The sequence below is a fragment of the Muriicola sp. genome, from assembly GCF_049669965.1.
Lineage (GTDB): Bacteria > Bacteroidota > Bacteroidia > Flavobacteriales > Flavobacteriaceae > Muriicola.
In genome coordinates this window covers 13386-38353 of sequence record NZ_JBATLB010000111.1, presented here as the reverse complement: position 1 = coordinate 38353, position 24968 = coordinate 13386, and the positions used below count along the sequence as shown (strand labels likewise).

Genomic DNA, 24968 nt, shown 5'->3' with positions numbered 1-24968 from the left:
ATGCATAAATACTGGGGCCTCTTTTTAGCATGTATTCTGCTGTCTTCTTGTGGGGAAGACAAAAAAACTACCGATGATGACCAACTGTTAGTGGAAGTTCCTAAAGTTGTTGTCAAGAATATAAAAAAATACGGATTTAACCTTGGCGATTTCGACGTGGTGGAAGACACCATCCGCAAGGGAGATATTTTCGGGACCCTTATGACCCGCAACAAAGTAGACTATCCAAAGATCTACGAACTTACCCAAAAATTTAAGGACACCTTCGATGTGCGGAGAATACGCGTAGGCAATCCCTATACTATTCTCAGATCCAGGGATACTTCCCAGGTAGCACAGATCTTTATTTACGAAAACGATGCCATCAATTACACCGTGGTAGATTTTCGAGATTCGGTTAATGCCTATAAAGGGAGGAAAGAAGTGAAATTAGTACAACGCGAAGCATCCGGGGTGATCCCGCAAGGGGGCTCTTTGTCTGATGTGATCGTGAAGCAAAACATAGACTATCTAATGGTGAATGAATTGTCAGGGATCTATGCCTGGACCATTGACTTTTTTAAATTAGATGCAGGCGATAAGTTCCGCATCATCTATGATGAGAAATATATTAATGACAGTATTTATGCCGGGGCAGGCTCTATTAAAGCAGCTTATTTTGAACACAGAGGGGAACCGTTTTACGCCTTTGCCTATCACAATGATTCCCTGGATATCCGGGAATATTATGACCAGGAATCTAATAATTTGCGCCGTACCTTTCTAAGGGCCCCCCTGAAATTTGGACGTTTATCCTCCCGATATAATTTAAAAAGGAAGATTCGCTATTACGGATATAAAGTACGTCCACATAAGGGAACAGATTATGCCGCACCCATTGGCACGCCAATCTTGGCCACGGCAGATGGGGTGGTCACCGAGTCTACCCGAAGAGGTGGAAATGGAAAATACGTTAAGATCCGTCATAATGGTACTTATAGTACGCAGTACCTGCATATGAAGGCTCAAAAGGTAAAAAAGGGGGAATACGTGAAACAAGGTGACGTTATTGGGTGGATAGGTATGACCGGAAATACAGGAGGGCCTCATGTATGCTATCGTTTCTGGAGAAATGGCAGGCAGGTAGATCCGCTTAGGGAAAAACTTCCCGCTGCCGAACCATTGGCCGAGGTATTGAGACCTGCTTTCTATGAATATATGAATCCCGTGAAGACACAATTAGATTGCATAGAATTCCCCTCAGTACCTTCAGAAGACCAACTAACACTTAACCCATAGAATGTCTTTAGAGAACATTGATCCAACCACTACCTCCGCCTGGAGAAAACTTACAGAACACTACAACCAAAGCAAAGGGGATCATTTAAAAGAGCTCTTCGAAAAAGAGCCTAACAGGGCTACAGAATTCACCAGAAAATGGAAGGATTTCCTGCTCGATTTCTCCAAGAACAGGATTACTACAAGCACATTGGATCATTTGCTGGAACTTGCAAATGAAGCCAGGTTGGCAGATGCCATTAAAAAGTACTTTGCAGGAGATCTTATCAATGAAACCGAAGGAAGGGCCGTATTGCACACCGCCTTACGCGCCGCAAAAGATGAGGTGGTCCTGGTTGAAGGGGTCAATGTAGTTCCAGAGATATATGACGTACGAAACCATATCCGGGAATTCTCAGAAGCGGTCATCTCAGGAGAAAAGAAAGGGTATACCGGCAAACCCATTACCGATGTGGTAAATATCGGGATCGGAGGTTCAGATCTTGGTCCGGTGATGGTCACAGAAGCACTGAAGTTTTATAAAAATCATTTAAAGACCCATTTTGTAAGCAATATTGATGGGGACCATGTACAGGAGATCTTAAAGGAATTAAATCCGGAGACCACCTTATTTATTATTGTTTCCAAAACCTTTACTACCCAGGAGACCCTTACCAATGCCCTGACCATTAAAGACTGGTTCTTACAAAAGGCATCCCAAGCAGATATTGCTCACCATTTTGCAGCAGTTTCTACCAATGTAGAAAAGATCGCAGAATTTGGGATCGCTGAGGAAAATGTATTCCCTATGTGGGATTGGGTTGGAGGGCGCTTTTCTCTTTGGAGTGCGGTTGGTTTATCCGTTGCCCTGGCAATTGGGCCAAAACATTTTGAAGAATTATTGCACGGGGCCCATGAGATGGATGTTCACTTTAAAAATACGGCATTCAAAGATAATATGCCTGTCCTTATGGGCTTGTTGAGTATCTGGTACAACAATTTCCATAAGGCAGAGACGGAGGCCATTATTCCTTATACCCAATACCTCAGTAGATTTTCGGCCTATTTTCAACAAGGCATCATGGAGAGCAATGGGAAAAGTACAGACAGAAATGGAAAACCAGTTTCGTACCAGACCGGGACCATTATTTGGGGAGAACCCGGTACCAACGCTCAGCATGCGTTTTTTCAGTTGATCCACCAAGGCACTAAATTAATACCAGCCGACTTTATTGGCTTTAAGGATTCGCTGTATGGGAATACAGATCATCATCAAAAGCTGATGGCCAATTTTTTTGCACAAACGGAGGCACTGATGAATGGAAAATCGGCCGCGGAGGTAAGGAAGGAACTCGAATTAAAGAATATGACAGAAGAAGCGATCAAAAAGTTAGTTCCTTTTAAGGTTTTTGAAGGAAACAAGCCAACAAATACCCTCCTGATAGATAAACTTACTCCTGGCAGTTTGGGTTCACTCATCGCTTTATACGAACACAAGATCTTTGTGCAGGGCGTCCTTTGGAACATTTTCAGTTATGACCAATGGGGGGTGGAACTGGGGAAACAATTGGCGACTACCACTTTAAAAGATATCCAGAATTCCGAAATTTCAAATCACGATACTTCTACTTTACAATTACTGCAATATTTTAAGAAATTATAGACCATTTTCGTATTTATTTACTCAAGTTCAATTCTTCGAGCGTAAGAGTTTGGTATTGCAAATATTGTGTTAAATTTGTTCTCCTTAATTTAACAATGACTTAATGTGTAAGTGCCTAAAATATGACACTTTTGCTGACAGATTAAAAACTAATTAACACGAGAACTATGAAAAAAATGTACTTCGCCCTTGCTGCGTTTTTGATAACGGCAATGGCTTTTTCACAGGGCATTACCACTGCAAACATGCAGGGACTGGTAACGGACGAACAAGGGGAGCCTTTGTTTGGGGCTAACATTGTAGCTGTCCACACACCTTCAGGAACAACCTATGGTGCTATTTCTAACGAAGAAGGAATCTTCTACTTGCCCAACATCAGGGTAGGGGGGCCTTATGCCGTGAATGTAACCTATGTTGGGTTTCAGGATAGAAGCTTCGACGGGATCAATTTGGGTCTTGGCCAAAGTTACAACCTAAAAGTAGAGATGGTAGAAGGTGTTCAACTCGCAGAAGTGGTCGTAACCTCAGTAAGTGGAGGAATAATTGATCCAGACCGTACAGGTCCCTCCGTAAACCTTAGCCGTGAAACTATAGATGCCCTGCCAACTATTAACAGGAGTATAAACGATTTTACAAGGCTTACTCCACAATCCAGTGGAAACGCCTTTGCCGGAACCTCCAGCAGGTTTAACAACTACACCATCGATGGGAATATTTACAACAACAACTTCGGGTTGGGAAGCGGTCAGTTTGCCGGTGCAAATCCGATCTCTCTGGATGCTATCGAGGAAGTGCAGGTTAATCTGGCACCATATGATGTTCGCTTGGCAGGTTTTACAGGTGCCTCGGTAAACGCCATCACCAAATCTGGTACCAACGATTTCAAAGGGTCTGCCTATTATTTCTTTAGAAATGACCAAATGGTCGGAAATAAATTAAGAGATATTGAACTGAATAGAGGTAGTTCACAAAACGATATAAAAGGTATTTCTCTTGGAGGACCAATTATTAAGAACAAACTTTTCTTCTTTGTAAGTTATGAAGAAGAGGAAGAGGCTGTACCAGGCTTTACTAGACAGGCCTCAAGGCCAGGTCTTTCACCAGACGGACTAACTATTTCAAGAGTTCCGGCATCTCAACTCGATTTTATACGTGAAAGAATGCTTTCCTTATATGGGTATGAAACCGGGCCTTATGAAAATTATCCATTTGCCTCATCACAAACAAGGTTCAATGCAAGACTGGATTATAACCTGAATCAAAGTAACAGGTTCTCATTGCGATACAATGTGTATGAATCTGCCAGCGATGTTTCCATAAATGGGAACTCCAACAGGTATTTAGCCACGCGTTACCGAAACACCAGAAGAGATAATATTGAGGCCATGACCTTTGCCAATGCAAACTATACCAACGACAGAAAGGTAGAATCCTGGGTAGGAGAATGGAATGCCAGGGTAAAAGATAATATGGTAAACCAGTTAACCGTTGGATACACCTCAATTCAAGATCCTAAACGGGGAATTCCGGGTGGGCAAGCCTTCCCTTTTATAGAAGTACTTGAGCCGGATGCGGGTGGTAACCTGTTGTATTATACTGCTCTTGGAAACGAACTGTTTACTGTTGGTAACCTATTGGAAAACAACATATTAAATATTACTGATAACTTTACAATCTTTAAAGGAAAGCATACCTATACCATGGGGGCTAACTTTGAATACATGACTTTTAAGAATGCTTTTAACCCTGTATTTAACGGCTTCTACAGGTTCACTAGCTATGACAGCTTTGTTGAAACAGTGATCAATCAAACTCCGGGAGCTTTTCCGGATGCCTTTGCTAAAGGATATGCCCTAGATGGTTCATCAACTCCTCCGGTAGATGAGACCAAATTCGGACAGTTTGGGGTGTATTTCCAGGATGAATATCAAGTAAACAATAACCTGAAAGTAACAGGGGGTCTTAGGATTGATTTCCCTTTCTACGCTACGGATATTCCAAGCAACACCTTGCTAGATGGTCTTAATAAGACATTTACTGATGGGGATGGAAACGACTTCACTCCGGATGTAAGCCAGTTCCCAAAAGTGAAGCCATTGTTTTCTCCAAGAGTTGGGGTTAACTGGGACGTTAAGGGAGAAGGCACCACACAGGTACGAGGTGGTACAGGGGTTTTCTCAGGACGTATTCCTTTTGTATGGCTAAGTAACCAGATCAATGGTTCTGGTGTGGTTAGAGGAGGTCTTGGGTTTGAAGGTGCCGATGTAGCTACGGAATTTGGACCAGGTTATGTGTTTAACCCGGATGTTACCTTTGGTAATCCTGCAAATCCGTCACAGACCCTTTCTAATGAGTTGAACCTTACAGACCGTGACTTTAAATTACCTCAGGTATGGAGGACAAACATAGGGGTCGATCATGAACTGCCTTGGGGTATCACAGGAACTTTGGATTTTATTTATTCAAAAGACCTGTCTACACCTATAGTTTATAATCCTGTGTTAAGAGCTCCCGATGGGAACCTTGCCGGGCCTGATCAACGTCCTTACTGGGATGGAGGATATTCCAATGATGCTGATTTTAGGAATGTTTTCTATTTAACCAACGCTGATAAAAAGGCAGACTATATCTCCTTATCTGCTCAGTTGCAGAAACAGTTCGATAACGGATTCTACACCATGATCGCTTATACCCTTTCAAGGGCTAGAGATCTTGATGCCTCTGGAGGGTCACAGGCCGGTTCTCTTTGGACTGCCGTAGTGCAGGAAAACAGGAACAGTCCTGAACTAAGCTTTGCCGGATTTGACCAACCTAACCGTTTTATCGCCAACGTTGCTTACAAAACGGATAACAGCACTATTTCATTATTCTGGGAAGGTGGAGAAAACGGACGTTTCAGCTATACCTATGCCGGAGACTTCGGGGACAATTCTAATCGTTTAATTTATATCCCTAATGATGCCTCAGAACTAAATTTTGAAGAGTTTACCTTGGGAGGTAACACCATTACGGCTCAGCAACAGATCGATCTCTTCAATAATTATATCGACAGGGATGAGTATCTCAGTGCTAACCGTGGTACCGTGGCTCAAAGAAACGGAGCTAAAAACCCATGGTTAAACAGATATGATCTAAGAATTACTCAGGATATAAAACTAACCAATGATGAAAAGAACAAGATCCAATTGTCACTGGATTTTCTTAACATCGGGAATATGTTAAATTCTGAGTGGGGTGTTCCACAGTTTGCCTTTCAGCGAACTCCTCTTAGCTTCAGAGGCCGAAATGCCAGTAATGAGCCTATATATCGTTTGAACACCATCCCAGGAACCTCAGATTTCCCAACATCTACTTACAGACCATCTACCAGCATTGGTGATACCTGGAGGTTGCAGGTGGGAGTGAGATACCTGTTTAACTAAGAAATATATTTCAATAAGAGAACCCCGCTTTATGCGGGGTTTTTTATTGGAAAAAATTACTACTTTTAAAAGAAATAAACCATAATGAAAGATAGTCTTATGACCGACTGGATATCCGTACTGCATTCCTATTTGGCCTACATAGTTCTGGCCCTTTTGTTTCTCGCCGTGGCCAATGCCATCACAGGCCTCATTGGCAAACGTATGTTTACCCTGGAAAAGGATTACCGCCTCAGCCTGTTTACTTTGATCCTTTGCCATATGCAATTGATAATTGGGTTGTTGCTGTACTTTATCTCATCTAGCGGATTCTTCGCCGTTAAAACCCTGGGCATGGGGGGACTCAACCCTGCAGCGCGACTTTTAGCCGTTGAACATCCGTTTATCAATATCCTGGCCGTGGTGATAATCACTATTGGTTGGTCTCGCCATAAAAAAGTGATGGAAGCCCGCAAAAAGTTCAAGGTCATTGCCCTGTTATACGGCCTGGGATTGCTGTTGATTCTTACAAGAATACCCTATGCGCAATGGTTTAATTAGAAAATTAAATACTATGAAATATATAAGTACAATACTTACGTGTCTGTTTTCGGTCATTGTGATGGCCCAGGAGAAATCTTTGTTTAATGGGGAAGACCTTACGGGCTGGACCATTTATGGCACCGAAAAATGGTATGTGGAAGATGGCCTTTTGGTCTCAGAAAGCGGCCCCGATGCACAGTATGGATACCTTGCCACAGATGAACCGTATAAAGATTTTGAATTAACGTTAGATTTCCTTCAGGAAGCCGATGGCAATAGTGGGGTATTTATCAGATCTACCATAGAAGGTACCAAAGTAAGTGGATGGCAGGTTGAGGTGGCCCCCAAAGGAAAACACACCGGGGGGGTCTATGAATCCTACGGCCGTGGTTGGCTGGTTAAGCCAGAGATAGAAAAGGAGCTTGTCCTGAGAGAAGGACAATGGAACACCATGAAGATCCGTGTCATGGGAGATCAGCTTACCTCCTGGCTCAATGGGGTACAGATGGTTAGTATAAATGATGCCGCCATTGGCGCCGGGGAAGGCTCCATAGCCCTGCAGATCCATGATGGGGGCGGGATCAAAGTAAAGTGGCGGAATATTAAATTAGTGACGCCGGAGTAAAGGAAAACTGCCTTTTGATAAAATAAACAATCAACAACAAGTTGCTGTTCGCAAAACTTTTGAAAGGGGATTTACCAAGCGGATAAATCAAATGAAGCGCTTCCATTCGCAGTTCCTTTTACACTGATAACTTCGAATGATTCATCAATAAAAAAGGCAATATCATCGTTTGCCTCATCGCCAAAAACCCTTGCAAGCCCTGAGGGATCCATACAAATAGCGGTGTATTCGTCAGCGGCAATTCCCTTTGCACCTGTTTCCTCAATAAAACCCAATAAACGGTCCATTCTACTGCGCTCACTAAAATGAGTGTCTGTAATCTTTCCTTGTAAAAAAGGGATGCTTAAAAAATTGGTTACAATAGTTTCACCTGTCCAAACGAATTCGCCTAAAATGGCCATTCCCGCACTCGTACCACCTATAACCACATTTCTATTAATTGCGCGTTGTAGTGCATCTTCAATGGAATTGTCTTTCCAATATTCTACATACTTGCCCTGGTTACCCCCGGCAAACCAGATAGCTTCAGCAGCATCAATCTTGGCAACTATGGCCGCATCTTCTGTTACTCCTGAAAAAACCAGGGTTTCCACAGAATTGACAGACGAACCTAATTCTGAAAATAAATAATCGTTATACCCATCAGACCCGGAAGCACGCATTACCAGCACATCTCCACCTTGTGCGCGATTTAAAAACCAGCGCATGGCATTATCATTTTCCGTACGCCCACCCATCATGCAAACACCACCCGCTGGGGCGGTCACTGTATTTGGATTTCCTGTATAAAATGAGGTCACAGGTATCTGGTTTTCTGGCAATGGGGGTTTTGCGATTGTTTCTGATTCCTGACCAGTGCATGAATCCATGAGTAGCATAAAGAATATTAACACTAGCAATATCGAAGGAAAGCGCATAGAACAAACTTTTGTTGCTAAAATAGTGCAAAAGAATGAAATTAGTCACCCCTTAATAAGGGCTTCACTTTTCTAATAAGGAAAGCATACACTGGAAAATGATCGCTATAGCCACCCGTATACCGGCCTCCCGCGTAGGTTCTGAGGGGATACCCCTTGAATGGTCCTTGTGGTATTCTTAAAGAAGAGGGATTGTAAATACCAACCTTCCATACTTTCAGTGGGGAATGGCCATTTACAAGATTTCCACTTACATAAAACTGATCAAAAAGACTCCATCGATCTCTATAGGCCAAACTTCCCTCCCCCTTTTTAAAAAGTTGTTCCATGGGATTAAATAACTCCATATCCTTTATCGCAGCGCTTTTATTCTTGGTTTTGAGCACCTTTCTAAAAGTGTAGTCTGTGGGGTTGTCATTAAAGTCTCCCATGCCAATGATCCTTGGATTATTCTCCATGTGTTTAATGGAATCTATGATGCTAAGATTCAATTCGGCAGCGGCTATTCTATGAGGCCGACTTCTAGATTCACCTCCCCGTCTGGACGGCCAGTGATTTATGATTAGATAGATGGCTTGATTATCTAAAAAACCATTGACTACTAACTGATCCCTGGTGTATTCCCGAAATCGCTGTTCATTTAAGAGTTTAAGTGTATGATACTTCATGGCAGTAGGGAGGAAAGTACTTTTCTTAAAAAGCATTGCAACGTCTATTCCCCTTTCGTCCGGACTATCCTTATGAACGATCCCGTAATTGGATGCCTGTAATAAAGGATGTGCAACCAGATCTTGCAATACCTTTAAATTTTCGACCTCACAAAGACCTACGATGTCTGGTGGACTTTTCCTAAAGGAGAATCCAACCCTTTTGATTACCTGTGCCAGATGATCAATTTTTCTATTATACCGTTCTGAGGTCCATTGATAGGATCCTGCCGGGGTAAATGCATCGTCAAAGACAAGTGAATCTTCTTTGGTATCAAACAAATTCTCCACATTGTAAAAAGCAATCGTATGCACTGTATAAAGATCAGTTTCTTGGGCATTCCCCACTAAACAGGCAAGCATCATAAAACGTATCTGTAAGAACTTCATAGGTATTAGTTGTTGAACTGCCTCGTATATTAAGGTCGAAAGTAGTATTCAAAGATGCAAGGGGATTGCAGCACAAGCCGCTATTTTGGTCCTGATAAAAAAATGATCGAATTGATTTTGTAGAGGACAATGAAAAGGTGGGGGCGTTATTTTTGGGAAAAATTCAGGGCTATCTTTCTAATGTACAGCATTCTTAGCATAGGTTTAATACAGATGGGAAAGGCTCAAACCTCTATCATTGCAGGAGTGGTCATGGAATACAGAGATCAAAAAGTCGTCCCGGAAGTCATGGTACAAATAGAGGGAACTACTACAGAAAGCAGCACCAACAAGAAGGGTGAATTTGTACTGGTCACGGCATTAAAAGGGGAACAGCAGCTGGTTTTTTCTTCGCCGAATATCCTTTCAAAATACTATCCTGTACTTATAGAAACAGACAGTCTTCTACTAGGGGTAATATTTGTAGAACAAAATATTGCCACTGAAAAAACAGATAATTTGGTGTCACTTACGGAAGCCGACCTGTTTGATAATGCAAGTCTGGAGACCGCCTCCGGATTGTTGCAGGCAACCCGCGATGTATTTCTCTCCAGAGCAGCCTTTGATTTTAGTCAGGTGTATTTTAAAGTACGCGGCTACGATTCCAATGAAGGACGGGTACTTATTAATGGCATCCCTATGAATCGCATCTGGGATGGAAGACCTCAGTGGAACAATTGGGGCGGACTTAATGATGTTACGAGGAATCAGGAACTGAATTATGGTTTGTCACCCTCCGATAATTCCTTTGGCGGCCTGCTCGGAAGTACATTTATAGATATGTCGCCCTCTATGGCAAGGCCGGGATTGCGCTTATCGGCCGCGACCTCCAACAGAACCTATACCAACCGGATCATGGCCTCGTATCATTCAGGAATAAGTAAAAAGCGCCTGGCATATTCATTGTCCTTTTCCGGCAGAGGCGCGCGTGAAGGATTTGTAGACGGAACACCCTATAAAGCCTATTCGCTGTTCGCTGCTGTAGACTATGCTTTCTCCTCTCTACATACTTTGGGAATTACAATGATCAATGCTTACAACAGTAGGGGAAGGTCTTCGGCCCTAACAGACGAAGCAACAACTTTGCTGGGGTCTACCTATAATCCTTATTGGGGGTGGCAGGAGGGCTTACTGAGATCATCGAGAATCAGAACACTACAGGAACCAATATGGATGCTGTACTACAAATACAAGTCTAAAAATATACGTATAAGAGCTGCTGTGGCTCAACAATCCGGAGAAATTAGCAGTAGTAGATTGGGATACTACGATGCTCCAAACCCCGAGCCCATCTATTACAGGTACATGCCCAGTTACTATATCAACAGTCCGATTGGCGCAAACTTTATCGGAGCAAATGAGGCCAGGGCAGCGTTATTGCGTAACCCTCAAATACCCTGGGAAACACTCTATGAGTCAAACAAAACGGAATCCAGGCAAGATAACGCAGCCTATGTTTGGTATGACGACGTTAACAAAGAAGGAGTATTCACTGCCAATACGGTGTTGAATCTCACTTTTGGGAAGTCATTTAAATTAGATACAGGCCTTAGTTTTCAGCGTTCTAAGACCCATAGCTTTGCGAAAGCAAAGGATTTGTTAGGGGCTTCTGAATTAGCAGACATAGATCCATTCACGAATACACGTAACGATGTCAACGGCTCTCTGAGTAAGCAACAAAATGACATTTTCAACTACAACTATACTATAGAATCCTATCATTTGAAAAGTTTTTTACAAGCCCGTTTATTTTGGAAACAATGGGACATTTTTGTCGCAGGAGAATATGCTGAGAGAGATTTCCAAAGAAACGGGCTTTTTTTAAATGAACGCTATTTACAAAACTCCGGAGGTAAAGGTGAAAAAAAGCGCTTTCAAAACTTTTCAGCAAAAGGAGGCGTATCATACAGACTAAATTCCAGACAATGGTTCAAAGCAACTACATATTTGGGAACTAGCGCCCCACTATTAAAGTCGCTTTACATCAATCCAAGGGAGAATCACGAGATCGTACCCAACATTGCAAATGAAAAAGTCCAAAGTATTGACATAACCTACCTCCTTCGAATGCCAACACTTACCGCAAGAGTATCTTCATATTACACTCGTTTTCAAAACACTACTGAAATAAATTTCTTTTATGTGGATGCCGGTGTGGGATCCGATTTTGTGCAAGAAGTAGCGACAGGGTTGGATAAACTACATAAAGGAATTGAAATAGGTGTGGAATATGATGTAGGTCCAAATCTTAAAGCATCTGTTGTAAGTGGTTTGGGAACCTATCAATATGCCAGTGACCCCGAAATTACTATCAATTTTGATACCGCAGGGGCAAGTGAAGAGCTTCTGCAAACGAACGGATCTGTTGATCTGGGTATAGCAGCCCTCAAGAACTATCGGATCTCACAAGGGCCCCAAACTGCCCTGTCTGTTGGCCTTGAGTATCGGGATCCGTCTTATTGGTGGATCGCCGGCACCGCAAATTATCTCGCTCAAAACTATATTGACATCGCCATGATAACACGTACGGAAAGCTTCAAAATAGATCCAACTACCAATATGCCATTTCCCGAAGCAACGGAAGACCAGATAAGATCATTGCTCAGACAGGAGTCTCTACCAGCCGTATACCTTCTTAATCTGGTTGGGGGAAAGTCCTGGTTGTATAAGGGTCACTACATCAGTGTTTTCTGCAGTCTTAATAATGTTTTTGATACCGTGTATAAAACAGGGGGGTATGAGCAAAGCAGAAATGGAAATTACGGTCAGTTGCAGCAAGATATGAGTACTGGCAATCCGGCCTTTGGCCCAAAATACTGGTATGGCTTTGGACGCACTTTTTTTCTCAATGTTGCGGTAAGCTTTTAAACGTAAAAAGAGATGAAATTTTTAAGTGCATATTTATTATTCCTCTTTCTCATGATGACCGTCTTAACTTCCTGCCTCAGGACTGAAGAATGGGAGCTACCTTCCGGTTTTTGTGAGTCTAGCACTAAGGCAAATACAACTTTTCAAAATGTTTTTGATCTATACCAAGGGAGTACCTCAAAAATTTTGGAGGATCTGATCCTCGAAGGATACGTGACCTCATCAGATGAAAAGGGAAATTTCTTTAACACCATTCATATTCAGGACAAAGCCATCAACCCCATACATGGTATTCAGATAGAAGTAGATCTCCGAGATTCTTATTTGCGTTTTTATCCCGGTGATAAGGTAAGCATTCATCTGCAAGGTTTATATCTGGGAAGAACCAAAGGAATCTTCAAACTTGGAAGTGTCTTTACTTCCTTTGGCAATCTAAGCGTTGGTAGAATTCCTACACATGCAGTAAAAAATCATATAAAAAGATTTTGCGATCAAAGCGTCACTTTAACTCCTAAACAAACAAGTATTGAAGAACTTCAGTTTCAGTCACCAAATACTTTGATAGAAATAGACAAGGTGGAATTCAGTGAAGAAGAACTGGGGCAGGCGTTTGCAGTGACTGGCGAAACTACTAAACGAAAACTAATTAACTGTAATGACCAGAACATACTGTTGATCAACAGTGGTTATGCCGATTTTTCCGATGAAATTCTTCCCGAGGGTATGGGCTCTGTCACAGGAATATATTATCCTGAAAATGGGGTGCCACAACTAATAGTGAGATCACTTACCGATCTGAATTTGACAAATGAACGTTGTGCAGATCTGATCACTGAATTTACTTCTGAGTTTTTGTTTATCTCGGAAATTGCCGATCCAGATAATGCCAGTAGTGCACGTTTTGTAGAATTGTATTATTCTGGCCCCGATTCTCTATCCTTGAAGGGATGGCATTTGGATAGGTACACAAATGACAACAATACCCTGGGTTCTACCATTGATCTAAGCGATTTTGTACTCTATTCGGATCAAACTATTGTATTGGCTTCGGATGCGGAGGCTTTTGAACTGTTTTATGGGTTTGTTCCCACTCTGGAGGCGGGATTAAATAGTCCCGCAGATTCTAACGGCGATGACAATCTGGTCTTGGTAGATCCTTTTGGTACTATTATAGATATTTTCGGTGTGGTAGGAGAAGATGGTTCAGGGACCAATCATGAATTTGAAGATGGGCGTGCCCTGCGAAATTTTACGATTCAGAGGGGCAATCCGGTGTTTACCTTTTCAGAATGGACTGTTTACAATGATACCGGTGCTGAGGGAACTATTAACCAGCCACAGATGGCCCCACAGGACTTTTCGCCTGGAACCAGGGAATAAATTCATTGCCAAATAACAGGGTATTTCCTTATTTTAATGAATAATACTTGTTATTGATCCATAAGATCAACACACCAAACGTAACGGCCACCACCACCAGCAAATCGTTCACCAGACCTGTGGTGCTAAAGGAAAGACGGATCAGGATGGTAGAAATGATAAAACCGGAATTTCGGATTACGGCATTAAATTGATCCATGTGGAAAAACGAGAAGAGCAATAGCAATACATCTGCCAGGATCAGGATGGTAAAAAATTCATTAAAAAAGATAAGGTTAACATCGCCCAGTGAATGTATCCCACCGTTCATGGCCCCGGTAACATCTGCAATCCAGGTGCCAAAGCTATATAAGGCTAAACCCACAAATACAGGGACCAATAAAATAGCCAGTATTTTTTTTCTTCGAATAAGCAGGCCCAGCGTATCATTAGACTCTTTTATTTCACCCCTTACTTTTTTGCGATTTTGATTTAGTTTATTGAAAAGAAAGATAAGCCCAAACAAAAACAAGGTAGTGACTAGGTCAAAAGTGAGCTGAAGGTCATAGCTGTTTTCAAACCAATTGGAATTCAAATCGAGGTTGGAAAGATCCTTGAATATCCTCCGAATAATTACGAGGGTGATGATCTCGTATTGTTTGCTGATATAGAGGGAAATAGACTTGGGAAGATAATATACCAGCAAATACACCTCATACACCAGGATAAAGGAAAAGGGGGTATAAATCGCAGCAATGGGGTTCTTAAATAAAGAAGATGAAAGGGTTATGCTCCCCGGCAGAAAATCTTTAAATAAAATGAGGGCCAGATGCACCAGGAAGCTAAGTATAGCAATGGTTATGATGACTTTCTCACTCTTCTGTTTGGTGTTTTCAGATAAAAACAGTTCTTGCAGACGATCTATAGTGCTGTTAGTTGTATTCATTGAAGATGTAAATAAAAATTAAAGGTATTATAAGGGTACCCAGGCATATTGCACAAGTTTTTCTAGAGTAGTAAATTCAAGGGCCTTTTGGTGCGTTGCTTCAAGCACCACAGGGGGCGCCACGCCGGCTTTTTCTGCTTCTATCCACCTGGAAATACACAAACACCACTGATCTCCTGGATTTAAACCGGGAAATTGCCATTGAGGGATGGGGGTACTGAGATCATTTCCACGTTCTTTTGAAAATGTAAGAAATTCGGAGGTTACCCGGGCACAAAGCACATGGGTACCTGTGTCCGAATCCATAGTTCTGCAAAAACCATCTCTGAAATACCCCGTCATTGGATCATAGCAGCAGGGTTCCAGGGGCATCCCGAAGACATTGAATACTTTCTCTTTCATACTACAATATACGGTATAAAATTATACCCTACATTTGAATAGATGAGGAGTCTTTTATATATTTTGGCATATGGAACATGAATCTTTTTTTAACGCGATCAGACAAGGAGAGGCAGCGCAAGTTAATAGAGCCCTTCAAGAGAATCCCGCGCTGGTCAATATCAGAGATCAGAGGGGCTCTACCCCCCTAATTTTGGCAGCATATTACAATCATGGCCCTATCGTAGGCTTACTTTTGGAGCACGGAGCCTTGGTAGATGAGAAAGACAGCGTAGGGAACACTGCTTTAATGGGCGTGTGCTTTAAGGGTTTTGTAGACGTGGCAGCTCAACTAATGAAAGCAGGGGCCAATGTAAACACCACCAACGCGATGGGAGCCAGTTGCCTTATTTTTGCCGTTACCTTTAACCAGCCCGATATAGCTCGTTTACTTATTTCACATGGGGCCGATGTAGCTATCAAAGATACCCGTGGTAATACTGCCTTAGATCATGCCAAAATGCAGGGATTCGGTCATTTGGAAGAGATTTTAACTCAGAAATAAGCATTGTATAAAATGGATCTTCAACTTTCCATAGCCTTTATTCAGACCAGCCTTTTCTGGCATGAACCAGAAAAGAACAGGGCTTCGTTCTCAGACAAGATCCGTAGCCTTGAACATGGGGTAGATCTTATCGTACTGCCGGAGATGTTTACAACTGGTTTTACTATGACCCCGGAAGCCATTGACAAGAATCAAGGAATAAAAACCCTGCAATGGATGAAGTTCGAGGCTCACACTACCAATGCCGCTGTGGTAGGGAGTATTCCTTTTTATGAAAACGGGCAGTATACCAACCGACTTTTCTTTGTGGAGCCCAATGGGAACTATCAGTCGTATGATAAGCGCCATACATTTACCCTGGCAGGAGAGCATCTTACCTACGCCTCCGGAAAAGAGCATCTTATAGTAGAATATAAAGGATTTAGGATCTGCCCTCTTATTTGTTACGATTTGCGTTTTCCGGTATGGTCAAGAAATACAGCCAATTATGATCTATTGTTGTATGTGGCAAACTGGCCCAAACCCAGAATTTCGGCCTGGGACACCCTTTTAAAGGCAAGAGCAATTGAGAATATGGCCTATTGCATTGGGGTGAACAGAATTGGAAAAGATCACAACCACAATGAGTATTGTGGACACTCTGCTTGTTATGACACTCTTGGAAATCAATTGGTATTTTCAACAAAAGATGAGGTACTTTCTGTAATCATTCATAAAGATCATTTAACGGAGACAAGGACAAAACTCAGATTCCTGGAAGACAGGGATGCGTTTACTCTTCAATAGGGAAGACCTGCTCTAGTTCCCAATTGGCCCTTACTTCAATTTCCGAAGGGAAATACACGATCTTTTCCGGTTGAATTTTTTCGAGGAAGTTCCCAGTATCCCATCGCTGGTTGGCATTAGCGTCGAAAATAACCCGTAGCAGGTATTTTTTTGGCTCCAATAAGTTAAACTCATACAGCATATCTTCTTCAGAAATAATGGAGCGTACCATCTTGCCTTTCGGTTCTATAAGCTGCAGGATAATAGGATAGGTAACGGCGCCTTCCAATCGTATTCGCAGGTTTCCATAATCTGCATAACTCCCAGTTTTTAATTTGTATAACAGCGTATCATTGGTAGCCCCAAAAAGCTCGGTTAAGGCACCCGGGAGAATGGAAAGCGAATAGGTCTCATTGGGTTCTTTGTCAAAATCAAATACCATACTGTTGCCCAGCGTATCCAGTTGTATTTTCAAAGCCTGGGGAATAGTATCCTTATTTGTCAGGGAAGCCCTGCTTGTATCTATCTGGAGAATGGGAATGTTGGCACCAATGGCCATGGTATCAAGAAAGCCAATAGTTCCTCGGTATTTGGGGGACAGAACTAATGAATCTGAAGGTAGCTTGCGCGTTTTAACCGTAAATGTATCGCGTTTTTGGATGCGTTCATTCAGTACTTCAAAGATCAACGAGTCTACTTCAAATGGGGTAAACCAATAATTTAATGTGTCCTTTCCGGGTTCTTTGGCGACATACGTGCGAATAGAATCAGGGATGGGGGTTATAGGGTTTATCTGCAGTTGTTCATTATAGCCATTATATCCAAATATGATCTTGTTTGCGGCACTGAATTTGGGTGTAGAGGGGCCATATTTGGGAACTTCTCTAAAGAGATTCAATAAGTAAATAGAGTCCGATGGTAATGTGATGGTATCCTCTACAAACCCTATCTTGTCTGTGACCGCATCGTACAGATTGTTCTTCCCCTCATCTTTAACGGCTATTAACCGATACTTCCCGGCCTTTAGGTTTTGAAGCCTGAATATAGTGGTACTATCCTGAGTATTGGTAATGTAATTTGGTGGTTTCTTATTGATAATACTATCTGTATAAGCTGTGTCTATTTCATAGAGCATTACACTAATAAATTCATCGGTCTCTTTGCTAAAAGCATCTTTTACAACTCCTAATAAGGCCAGGGAATCTATATAATCCCCGGTAGAAAAGACGTAGGTGAGATAGGAACTGGGGTTGTTCTCATTATTGTCTACAATACTTTGTCCAAAATTTAAAGTATAGGTAGTGTTCTCCCGTAAGGTATCCTTAATAGTCAATTCTACATACTTACTGGCCCCGCCCTGTGGACTGATATCCGGGGGATACAGAAAAGGGGGGGAGACGATGAGCTGATTTTGTACGTCCTGTAGTTTAATGTACTCGTCAAAATAGAGTCGGATTTTGTTCGACTTAAAATTGATGGTGAGATTCTCGGGTTCGGCTTTGATCAAAACAGGGGCTTGGGTGTCTTTTGGCCCTCCGGTAGGGCTCCCTCGCCTAGCACACTGATGCAGTGCCAAGGCCATAAATAGCAGAAACAACCCGGCAATAAAACGCTTTGTAATAGCCATGCAACCCATAGTTTAAGCAAAGAAACAACTAATTTGTAGATTTCTAAAATTAAGGGACCATGGCCATAGTCGCTATATAGAGGGTAACATTGCGTTCCTCGGCAAGGGCCTTTGCACAGGCCTCAAGTGTAGCACCGGTAGTGATCACATCGTCTACAAGTAATATTTTTTTATTTGCAATATTACCTACCCCTGATTTAACAAAGGAAGGGGCCTGATGTTGCCAACGGAAGATCCTTGATTTTTGCGTTTGAGTCTGAGTGTGTGTAGTTTTCATCAGGATGTCATCGGCAAAAGTGGCATTCAGATGATGTGCCAATCTTTTTGCAAAACCTTCAACCTGGTTATACCCCCTCTTTTTAAGTTTTTTTGGATGCATAGGTACCGGCAAAACCAGATCTATTTGCGGAAGACCCCTATCCTTTTTAAGGATGGATCCATACCAATCGCCCAGGAAAATTCCTATTTGTGGTTGATTCTTGTATTTTAAGTAGTGAATAAGGTTCTTTACAATGCCTATATCGTGATAAAATAGAAAGCTGGAAGCTTTTTTAATGTCCACACGCCCATAAAAAGTGTGATCTAAACTGTTTTCTTCTTCAAAATTGAACTCGGTAAGTGGTATTTGGTCTCGACAAGACGTACACAATGTCTGCTCTCCCCGATATAATCGTGCATTACATCCAAAACACAGGCGGGGTAAGAGAACCGTGTTGAGATCATTTATTATATTTGGTAGCTTGAGTAAAATCAAATCTTAACGCTTTAAAACCTACTTAGAACATAGCCCTTATTGAATGGATATTCAAGATACTAAATTCAATTATAAAATCATCCTGGCGGCTTTGGTGGCAGTAATTATTGGTGTTCTTATCGCCTTTTATTACAGTTATGCCCAATCTCAAACCCAGATCCAATATCTGGAAGGCGAAAAAGGACTACTTGTTCGAGATCTAACCCTTATGAAAACAGAGGTAGATAGGCTATCTGCCCTCAATGAGGTCAATGAGATTGAACTTCAGGATTCTAAATTCCGGGTGCAGCAATTATTGGATTCTGTGGGCCGACTAACATTTACCATAGACAAACTAAACGAGTTTAAAAGTGAACTCAGGACCCTTGAGGCCAAATACGATAGTATTAAGCTGAATAATAATCTATTGCGTTATAACAATAGGTTACTTGCAGACAAGTATGATGAGACCAATAATATGTTGGAGGAACTTAGAGGTCAAAGCAATTCACTTGCCCAGGCAGAGGCCCTATTGCGAAGAAAGAACCAGGAACTCAGCAAGGAACTTAAATTAAAGAGCTATCTCGCCCTCGTAAACTCTGAGGGAAGCGGATTCAGAATGCGCAGTGGTAAACCCATTAAAACCAATAAGGCCTCTACGATAGAAAAGTTACGTGGCTGTATCACCGTTCAGGCAGATCCAAATGCGACTATTCAGGAAAAAGTCTTGTATTTTCAGTTTCTTGGACCCAATATGGGAATCATTGAAGACAACGCCAATGTGATCTCTGTTAATGGAAACATCTATAGCAAAAGAGTTACATTGATTTTCAAAGGAGAAGAAATGAGCGTCTGTGATTTTATTACGGTTCCCGAAGGATCCCTGCTGGAAGGCACCTATACCCTAAATGTATTTGAGGACGAAAAATTACTGACAACCACAGAATTTCAGTTAAAATAATCATTAGAGTCTTTCCCTAAAGTTCTATTTTTGCCAAATGGCAAACCAAGAAGACATTTTCAGAAAAGTTATTTCCCATGCAAAGGAGTATGGATACGTCGTGCAATCGAGTGAGATCTACGACGGCCTGAGTGCTGTATACGACTACTTACAGAATGGTGCGGAATTAAAAAAGAATATACGCGAATACTGGTGGCAGGCAATGGTTCAGATGAATGAGAACATTGTGGGCATAGACGCTGCCATTTTTATGCATCCTACTATATGGAAAGCCTCCGGCCATGTAGATGCCTTTAACGACCCCCTTATAGACAACAAAGACTCTAAAAAGAGATATCGCGCAGATGTTCTGGTAGAGGACCATGTAGCCAAAATAGAGGCTAAGATTGACAAAGAAGTAAGCAAGGCTGCAAAGCGTTTTGGGGAAGCTTTCGACAAAGAACAGTTCCTGGCCACCAACGCACGCGTGGTAGAATACCAGGAAAGATCACAGATCATCCTAAAACGACTTGCCAGATCTTTGGAAAAAGAAGACCTGGAAGATGTAAAAAACCTCATTGTTGAACTAGATATTGTTTGCCCGCTTTCCGGATCTAAGAATTGGACCGATGTAAAACAGTTCAATTTAATGTTTGGGACAAAATTGGGAGCCTCGGCAGATTCTGCGATGGATCTATACCTGCGTCCGGAAACTGCCCAGGGTATTTTTGTGAACTTCCTCAATGTACAGAAATCAGGTCGTTTAAAGATCCCTTTCGGGATTGCACAAATAGGCAAGGCATTCAGGAACGAGATCGTTGCCCGTCAATTCATTTTCCGCATGCGCGAATTTGAACAGATGGAAATGCAGTTCTTTATTAGGCCCGGCACTCAAAAGGAATGGTATGAGACCTGGAAAAAAACCAGAATGAAATGGCATCTTTCCCTGGGAATGGGCGAAGAGAATTACCGTTTCCATGACCACGAGAAATTGGCCCATTATGCGGATGCAGCTGCAGACATTGAGTTTAAATTCCCCTTTGGATTTAAGGAGTTAGAAGGGATACATTCGCGCACAGATTTTGACCTTGGGAGCCATGAAAAGTTCTCAGGAAAAAAACTTCAGTACTTCGATCCGGAACTGGAAGAAAGCTATGTTCCTTATGTAGTTGAAACCTCTATTGGTCTAGATCGTATGTTCCTGGCGGTTCTTTCCAATGCGCTGGTAGAAGAAGAGCTGGAGAATGGGTCAACACGCACCGTTCTTAAGATCCCTGCTGTACTGGCCCCTACAAAAGCGGCAGTATTGCCTCTGGTTAAGAAAGACGGACTGCCCGAGATAGCACATAAGATCATTGCAGATCTGCGCCTCGATTTCAGTGTGATCTACGACGAGAAAGATGCTGTAGGACGCAGATACAGAAGACAAGATGCGGCCGGGACACCATTCTGCATTACCGTAGACCACCAGACATTAGAAGATGAGACCGTAACGCTTCGCCATAGGGATACTATGGATCAAAAGAGGATCGCCATTAAAGACATTGCGTCTATCATAGAAAAAGAAGTAGGAATGCGCTATTGGCTGCAGAAGATCGCAGAAGACTAAAGAGTATACCTTAGTCTGATTCCTGTATAAAAATTCCTGTTGTTGCCGGGATAGTAATAGCGAGGTTCTGCCCCGCCAAAAGCCTGTGTATTTATTAAAACCGATTGGGCATAGCGAACATTGAACAGATTATTGATGCCCAATGAGACCCCCAGACTAAATACTGAACTAAGTTTTTGTTCATAGCGCCATTTTGTGTTAAAGACATGGAATGGATCGCTACTCAGACTATTGGAATCTGTTAGGGGAATACTGCTAACATATTGATGGGTGGTGTTCCAAAACAGTCTGTCTTTGAATGCTATTTGCAGCCCACTGTTTATTCTGTGTTTGGGCACACCCGTGAGGGGATTTCCTGAAAAATCATCGTCCCCATTCACAAAATCAACAAAACTATGCCGGTTATAGGTGTAGTTTACAAAGGGAGTGATACGCATCATAGAGGTGAGATCCCAACGATAATTGATCGCGACCTCCAGACCTTGATGTTTTGTCCTTCCTGCATTTCTTCCAACAAATTGATCATCGCCAATCCGTTCGGCCACTAATAGATTCCTAACATCCATTTGATACAGCGTAAGCAAGAGGTGGAGCTTATTCTTCAAAAGAAATAGCTGGGAGCCAACCTCATAGTTTGTTCCTGTCTCCTGAGCAATATCCGGATTTATAACCCCGGCCGGAGTTAAGGTTTCTTCTACCGTTGGGTTGGAAAACCCCCTGCTCACATTGGCATATACGGATTGATAGTTTGTAAAATGGTAGTTGAGGGTAACGCTTGGCAGGGCTATGGTCCTGAATTTTCTGTCTGCACTCTGATTACTGTCTCCTGTATTGTACAGATCCCTGAAATCGAACTGTGTGTTATTCACATTTAATCCAAGCTGCAGGCGTAGTTTTTCGGATAAGTCTGCAGTAAAGGAGCCAAAAGTATTAAGCTGAGTGCGAAATTCTTTATTGTCCGCAAACAGATCTCCCTGCAGACTTCCTTCCCCATTGTTATCGGCATATAGGTTCGCATATTCTTCCCAATTGTATTCATCCTTGTACAATTCGGCTCCAAATGAGTATTCGGTCTCCATGCCTCCCAATAGCGCAGTACCCATGAAGCGCGATCGAAAACCAAATCCGTTGGTAAATTCATCCAGGATGCCAAAAGGACGGGCTTCATAGTGGTCCAGATAGGTGTAGAATACGCTACTGATATTCTTTAGACGGGGAGAAAAGTTATGCTCATAATGTATACCTACCAGAGTGTATTTATTGGCTTCAAATCCTTTGGAGGCAGCCCAGGTAAATGCTGCCTGTGTTGGATCTTCATTAAATGCAGTAATACCCAGCGAGCTTGGAATCTGGGCGGTGTAGTCTATATAGTTGATCAGCAATCCGATCTTGTTTTTTGAATCTATTCGATAGTTGGTATTTAAGAGCAATCCATCTCTTTGAAAACTGTTGTTTTCCCTATACCCATCCGTATCCAGATAATCGTAGTTCAGGGCTACAGATAATCCCTTATCTGCATGTCTTACGGATAAATTATTTTTAAATAGTCCATATGAACCAATGGTCGTATTGTTCGAAAAAGTGCTGCTATTTCCCAGAGCTTCTTTAGTGCTAAGTAAAATCGCACCTCCCAGATTGGTGCCAAATGCCGTTGCTTTTGGACCTTTTACAACTTCCACCTGACTAAGATTTTCCAGGTCATAAGCTTCAAGAGTAGAAAAACCGCTTCCGTTGGTCACTGGGATCTCATTGTAATACATACGAAGTTTATCCGTCCCGAAAAGGGTCCGTGCCCCAATACCCCTAATGGTTATTCTATTGGTATTTAAAGCCCCAGACAGCACGTAAACACCCGGAATTTGATTGATGGCGGATACAGCATCTATGGGACTGAAGTTATCAAAGATCTTCTCTCCAATGATCTGTGAGGGAACAATACCGGTGGTTTGTTTTTCACGTAATTCTTCGAGCAGAAGAACTTCTTTTAAAACCGTAACACTGTCTTGGGTGGCAGGTGTCTGGCCAAGCGCTATAAGGGTGCTTAACAAGAGATAACAGCTTACAAAAGTTCTTCTCATGCCTTAAATTAAAGACGTCAAAAGTAAGGATTAAAACCTAAAACCCAGGGAAACACCCCCTCTGCCCACTACTTCTGGGGAAAAGTCCGTACTGAAGAAATTTCGGCCTAAACCACCATAAACTTCAGCAATAAATCCCTTTTTTGAGATAAATTTCCCGCCTACACTGATTCCTAAGGCAAAATCTGTATATGTTTCACCAGTTCTAACTGTTTCCTGAGTGATTTCGTTGAAATCAAAAAAATCTTCTTCTCCCGAATTCAACATCCCAAATCCTTCCACAAAGAACCCGCTGGCAAAACCCTTTGAAAAATATCGTCTATAAAAAGGCGTAATGGAATATTGTCTATAGTAGTCAAAAATATCGTCATCATTCCCTGCATTAATCAAAAACGAAATTCCAAAGGAAGCTTCTTCATGAAGAATGTGTTCATAGGCAACATCTATATATTTAAATGCAATTAAATTAAATGCATTGATCTTCAGTTCATCTCTGTCTTTGTCATCTAGGATGGTATCCTGAGAAAATAAAGTATTTCCGTACAAAATTAGCAGAAGGCATAGGACAAATAGTCTATTCATTTTTTTCTATTTGGAAGCCCGAAAGATAACATCAAAAAAACAACTAGTTGCTAAAGAAAGAAACCTTTTTATTAACTGAGATCATACAGAACATAATGTGTAAAGGTTTTCTTCTGACCCAAACATTCTTTATTTTCGATCAAAAATGACATAGATGAAGATTGTTTCCTACAATGTAAATGGAATTAGAGCGGCAGTAAGCAAGGGATTTCTGCAATGGCTGCAAAGTGTAGACCCTGATGTGGTTTGCCTGCAGGAGATCAAAGCCATGGAAGAACAGTTAGACCTTTCGCTCTTCGAAAAGGCAGGCTATCAGTATCACAATTGGTTTAGTGCAGAGAAAAAAGGCTATAGCGGGGTGGCCATCCTGTCTAAAACAGCACCAGACCATGTAGAATTCGGGACCGGAATAGACTATATGGACCGGGAAGGAAGAAATCTGCGAGCCGATTTTGGGGATACCTCTGTGATGAGCCTGTATCTTCCGTCCGGGACCAACCTCGCAAGATTGGACCATAAGCTTCAGTATATGGCCGACTTTCAGACCTATGTCAATGCACTAAAAGAAAGCTATCCCAGGTTGGTTATTTGCGGGGATTATAATATTTGTCATACGGCTATCGATATACACGATCCTGTAAGGAATAAGAATGTTTCTGGTTTTCTACCCGTTGAACGCGAGTGGATAGGGAACTTTCTTGAAAGCGGTTTTATTGATAGTTTTCGTCATTTTAACCAAGAGCCCCACCAATATACCTGGTGGAGTTACCGGGCCAATGCACGTAACAACAATAAAGGCTGGCGCCTGGATTATGGAATGGTAAGCAAACCGTTGGAAGATCGGCTCAAAAGATCGGTGATCCTGTCTAAAGCCAAACACAGCGATCATTGTCCCATTTTGGTGGAATTGGAGCAACCGCAGTTTTGATTTACATAATCTATGAGTACTTTTGCGCCCATTAAAAGTAAGTAT

General features: G+C 42.0%; 20 protein-coding genes. 12 read left to right on the top strand and 8 right to left on the bottom strand.

Annotation, left to right across the window (positions count from 1 at the left end):
• The 5 genes from WBM49_RS06090 (at nt 1) to WBM49_RS06070 (ending at nt 7489) form a co-directional block, all read left to right on the top strand.
• Nucleotides 1-1278 (top strand): peptidoglycan DD-metalloendopeptidase family protein, encoded by a 1278-nt coding sequence (locus WBM49_RS06090; RefSeq protein ID WP_424371171.1) that lies wholly within the window; start codon nt 1-3, stop codon nt 1276-1278.
• Nucleotide 1279: 1 nt separating this feature from the next.
• Nucleotides 1280-2920, top strand: coding sequence for a glucose-6-phosphate isomerase (gene pgi / locus WBM49_RS06085; RefSeq protein ID WP_424371170.1), 1641 nt, complete (start codon nt 1280-1282; stop codon nt 2918-2920).
• A 167-nt stretch (nt 2921-3087) separates the two neighbouring features.
• Nucleotides 3088-6342: a TonB-dependent receptor domain-containing protein gene (locus tag WBM49_RS06080; protein WP_424371169.1), complete on the top strand. Its 3255-nt coding sequence runs from the start codon at nt 3088-3090 to the stop codon at nt 6340-6342.
• 84 nt (nt 6343-6426) lie between these two features.
• On the top strand, nt 6427-6882 hold the full coding sequence (locus tag WBM49_RS06075; RefSeq protein ID WP_424371168.1) for a hypothetical protein: 456 nt from the start codon (nt 6427-6429) through the stop codon (nt 6880-6882).
• Nucleotides 6883-6895: 13 nt separating this feature from the next.
• Entirely contained in the window at nt 6896-7489 is a 594-nt protein-coding gene (locus WBM49_RS06070) for a 3-keto-disaccharide hydrolase (protein ID WP_424371167.1), read from the top strand.
• Nucleotides 7490-7560: 71 nt separating this feature from the next.
• Here WBM49_RS06070 and WBM49_RS06065 read toward each other — a convergent pair whose 3' ends face one another.
• Both WBM49_RS06065 and WBM49_RS06060 read right to left on the bottom strand, forming a co-directional pair.
• Nucleotides 7561-8289, bottom strand: a complete 729-nt coding sequence (locus tag WBM49_RS06065; protein WP_424371166.1) for a cyanophycinase — start codon at nt 8287-8289, stop codon at nt 7561-7563.
• Between the two features lie 158 nt (nt 8290-8447).
• On the bottom strand, nt 8448-9503 hold the full coding sequence (locus WBM49_RS06060) for an endonuclease/exonuclease/phosphatase family protein (protein WP_424371165.1): 1056 nt from the start codon (nt 9501-9503) through the stop codon (nt 8448-8450).
• A 129-nt stretch (nt 9504-9632) separates the two neighbouring features.
• On the opposite strand from WBM49_RS06060, the gene WBM49_RS06055 reads away from it, so the two are divergent.
• Nucleotides 9633-12410, top strand: a complete 2778-nt coding sequence (locus WBM49_RS06055) for a TonB-dependent receptor (RefSeq protein ID WP_424371164.1) — start codon at nt 9633-9635, stop codon at nt 12408-12410.
• A gap of 12 nt (nt 12411-12422) precedes the next feature.
• Nucleotides 12423-13790 carry a DUF5689 domain-containing protein gene (locus tag WBM49_RS06050; RefSeq protein ID WP_424371163.1) on the top strand — a complete coding sequence of 456 codons (1368 nt, stop codon included), beginning with the start codon at nt 12423-12425 and terminating at the stop codon, nt 13788-13790.
• Nucleotides 13791-13818: 28 nt separating this feature from the next.
• Here the strand turns inward: WBM49_RS06050 and WBM49_RS06045 are convergent, their stop codons facing one another.
• Both WBM49_RS06045 and WBM49_RS06040 read right to left on the bottom strand, forming a co-directional pair.
• Nucleotides 13819-14715, bottom strand: coding sequence for a hypothetical protein (locus tag WBM49_RS06045; RefSeq protein ID WP_424371162.1), 897 nt, complete (start codon nt 14713-14715; stop codon nt 13819-13821).
• 27 nt (nt 14716-14742) lie between these two features.
• Nucleotides 14743-15117, bottom strand: a complete 375-nt coding sequence (locus tag WBM49_RS06040) for a DUF2237 family protein (RefSeq protein WP_424371161.1) — start codon at nt 15115-15117, stop codon at nt 14743-14745.
• A 70-nt stretch (nt 15118-15187) separates the two neighbouring features.
• Here WBM49_RS06040 and WBM49_RS06035 point away from each other — a divergent pair, with 70 nt between their 5' ends.
• Both WBM49_RS06035 and WBM49_RS06030 read left to right on the top strand, forming a co-directional pair.
• The gene (locus tag WBM49_RS06035) at nt 15188-15661 is read left to right on the top strand and encodes an ankyrin repeat domain-containing protein (protein WP_424371160.1); all 474 of its coding nucleotides are present in this window, start codon (nt 15188-15190) and stop codon (nt 15659-15661) included.
• A gap of 12 nt (nt 15662-15673) precedes the next feature.
• Nucleotides 15674-16447: a nitrilase family protein gene (locus tag WBM49_RS06030; protein ID WP_424371159.1), complete on the top strand. Its 774-nt coding sequence runs from the start codon at nt 15674-15676 to the stop codon at nt 16445-16447.
• Here WBM49_RS06030 and WBM49_RS06025 read toward each other — a convergent pair.
• Together WBM49_RS06025 and WBM49_RS06020 are read right to left on the bottom strand one after the other, a co-directional pair.
• The gene (locus WBM49_RS06025) at nt 16434-18053 is read right to left on the bottom strand and encodes an Ig-like domain-containing protein (protein WP_424371158.1); all 1620 of its coding nucleotides are present in this window, start codon (nt 18051-18053) and stop codon (nt 16434-16436) included. The two genes, WBM49_RS06030 and WBM49_RS06025, sit on opposite strands and share 14 nt — an antisense overlap.
• Nucleotides 18054-18102: 49 nt before the next feature.
• Nucleotides 18103-18807: a ComF family protein gene (locus tag WBM49_RS06020; protein ID WP_424371157.1), complete on the bottom strand. Its 705-nt coding sequence runs from the start codon at nt 18805-18807 to the stop codon at nt 18103-18105.
• Between the two features lie 43 nt (nt 18808-18850).
• Here WBM49_RS06020 and WBM49_RS06015 point away from each other — a divergent pair, with 43 nt between their 5' ends.
• Nucleotides 18851-19747 (top strand): hypothetical protein, encoded by an 897-nt coding sequence (locus tag WBM49_RS06015; RefSeq protein WP_424371156.1) that lies wholly within the window; start codon nt 18851-18853, stop codon nt 19745-19747.
• 37 nt (nt 19748-19784) lie between these two features.
• The gene (locus WBM49_RS06010) at nt 19785-21335 is read left to right on the top strand and encodes a glycine--tRNA ligase (RefSeq protein ID WP_424371155.1); all 1551 of its coding nucleotides are present in this window, start codon (nt 19785-19787) and stop codon (nt 21333-21335) included.
• Here WBM49_RS06010 and WBM49_RS06005 read toward each other — a convergent pair.
• The gene (locus WBM49_RS06005; RefSeq protein WP_424371154.1) at nt 21332-23413 is read right to left on the bottom strand and encodes a TonB-dependent receptor family protein; all 2082 of its coding nucleotides are present in this window, start codon (nt 23411-23413) and stop codon (nt 21332-21334) included. The two genes, WBM49_RS06010 and WBM49_RS06005, sit on opposite strands and share 4 nt — an antisense overlap.
• 30 nt (nt 23414-23443) lie before the next feature.
• Nucleotides 23444-23995 carry a DUF3575 domain-containing protein gene (locus WBM49_RS06000; RefSeq protein WP_424371153.1) on the bottom strand — a complete coding sequence of 184 codons (552 nt, stop codon included), beginning with the start codon at nt 23993-23995 and terminating at the stop codon, nt 23444-23446.
• 154 nt (nt 23996-24149) lie between these two features.
• Between WBM49_RS06000 and WBM49_RS05995 the strand changes: the two genes are divergently transcribed.
• A complete protein-coding gene (locus WBM49_RS05995; protein ID WP_424371152.1) occupies nt 24150-24923 on the top strand; it encodes an exodeoxyribonuclease III in 774 nt (257 codons plus the stop codon).
• The last annotated feature ends 45 nt before the right edge of the window (nt 24924-24968 follow it).

Bases quoted from the DNA above. Each gene is read 5' to 3' on its own strand.
- WBM49_RS06090 (WP_424371171.1), top strand. From the start codon at position 1: ATGCATAAATACTGGGGCCTCTTTTTAGCATGTATTCTGCTGTCTTCT.
- pgi (WP_424371170.1), top strand. From the start codon at position 1,280: ATGTCTTTAGAGAACATTGATCCAACCACTACCTCCGCCTGGAGAAAA.
- WBM49_RS06080 (WP_424371169.1), top strand. From the start codon at position 3,088: ATGAAAAAAATGTACTTCGCCCTTGCTGCGTTTTTGATAACGGCAATG.
- WBM49_RS06075 (WP_424371168.1), top strand. From the start codon at position 6,427: ATGAAAGATAGTCTTATGACCGACTGGATATCCGTACTGCATTCCTAT.
- WBM49_RS06070 (WP_424371167.1), top strand. From the start codon at position 6,896: ATGAAATATATAAGTACAATACTTACGTGTCTGTTTTCGGTCATTGTG.
- WBM49_RS06060 (WP_424371165.1), bottom strand. From the start codon at position 9,503: ATGAAGTTCTTACAGATACGTTTTATGATGCTTGCCTGTTTAGTGGGG.
- WBM49_RS06055 (WP_424371164.1), top strand. From the start codon at position 9,633: ATGAAAAGGTGGGGGCGTTATTTTTGGGAAAAATTCAGGGCTATCTTT.
- WBM49_RS06050 (WP_424371163.1), top strand. From the start codon at position 12,423: ATGAAATTTTTAAGTGCATATTTATTATTCCTCTTTCTCATGATGACC.
- WBM49_RS06045 (WP_424371162.1), bottom strand. From the start codon at position 14,715: ATGAATACAACTAACAGCACTATAGATCGTCTGCAAGAACTGTTTTTA.
- WBM49_RS06040 (WP_424371161.1), bottom strand. From the start codon at position 15,117: ATGAAAGAGAAAGTATTCAATGTCTTCGGGATGCCCCTGGAACCCTGC.
- WBM49_RS06035 (WP_424371160.1), top strand. From the start codon at position 15,188: ATGGAACATGAATCTTTTTTTAACGCGATCAGACAAGGAGAGGCAGCG.
- WBM49_RS06030 (WP_424371159.1), top strand. From the start codon at position 15,674: ATGGATCTTCAACTTTCCATAGCCTTTATTCAGACCAGCCTTTTCTGG.
- WBM49_RS06025 (WP_424371158.1), bottom strand. From the start codon at position 18,053: ATGGCTATTACAAAGCGTTTTATTGCCGGGTTGTTTCTGCTATTTATG.
- WBM49_RS06015 (WP_424371156.1), top strand. From the start codon at position 18,851: ATGGATATTCAAGATACTAAATTCAATTATAAAATCATCCTGGCGGCT.
- WBM49_RS06010 (WP_424371155.1), top strand. From the start codon at position 19,785: ATGGCAAACCAAGAAGACATTTTCAGAAAAGTTATTTCCCATGCAAAG.
- WBM49_RS06005 (WP_424371154.1), bottom strand. From the start codon at position 23,413: ATGAGAAGAACTTTTGTAAGCTGTTATCTCTTGTTAAGCACCCTTATA.
- WBM49_RS06000 (WP_424371153.1), bottom strand. From the start codon at position 23,995: ATGAATAGACTATTTGTCCTATGCCTTCTGCTAATTTTGTACGGAAAT.
- WBM49_RS05995 (WP_424371152.1), top strand. From the start codon at position 24,150: ATGAAGATTGTTTCCTACAATGTAAATGGAATTAGAGCGGCAGTAAGC.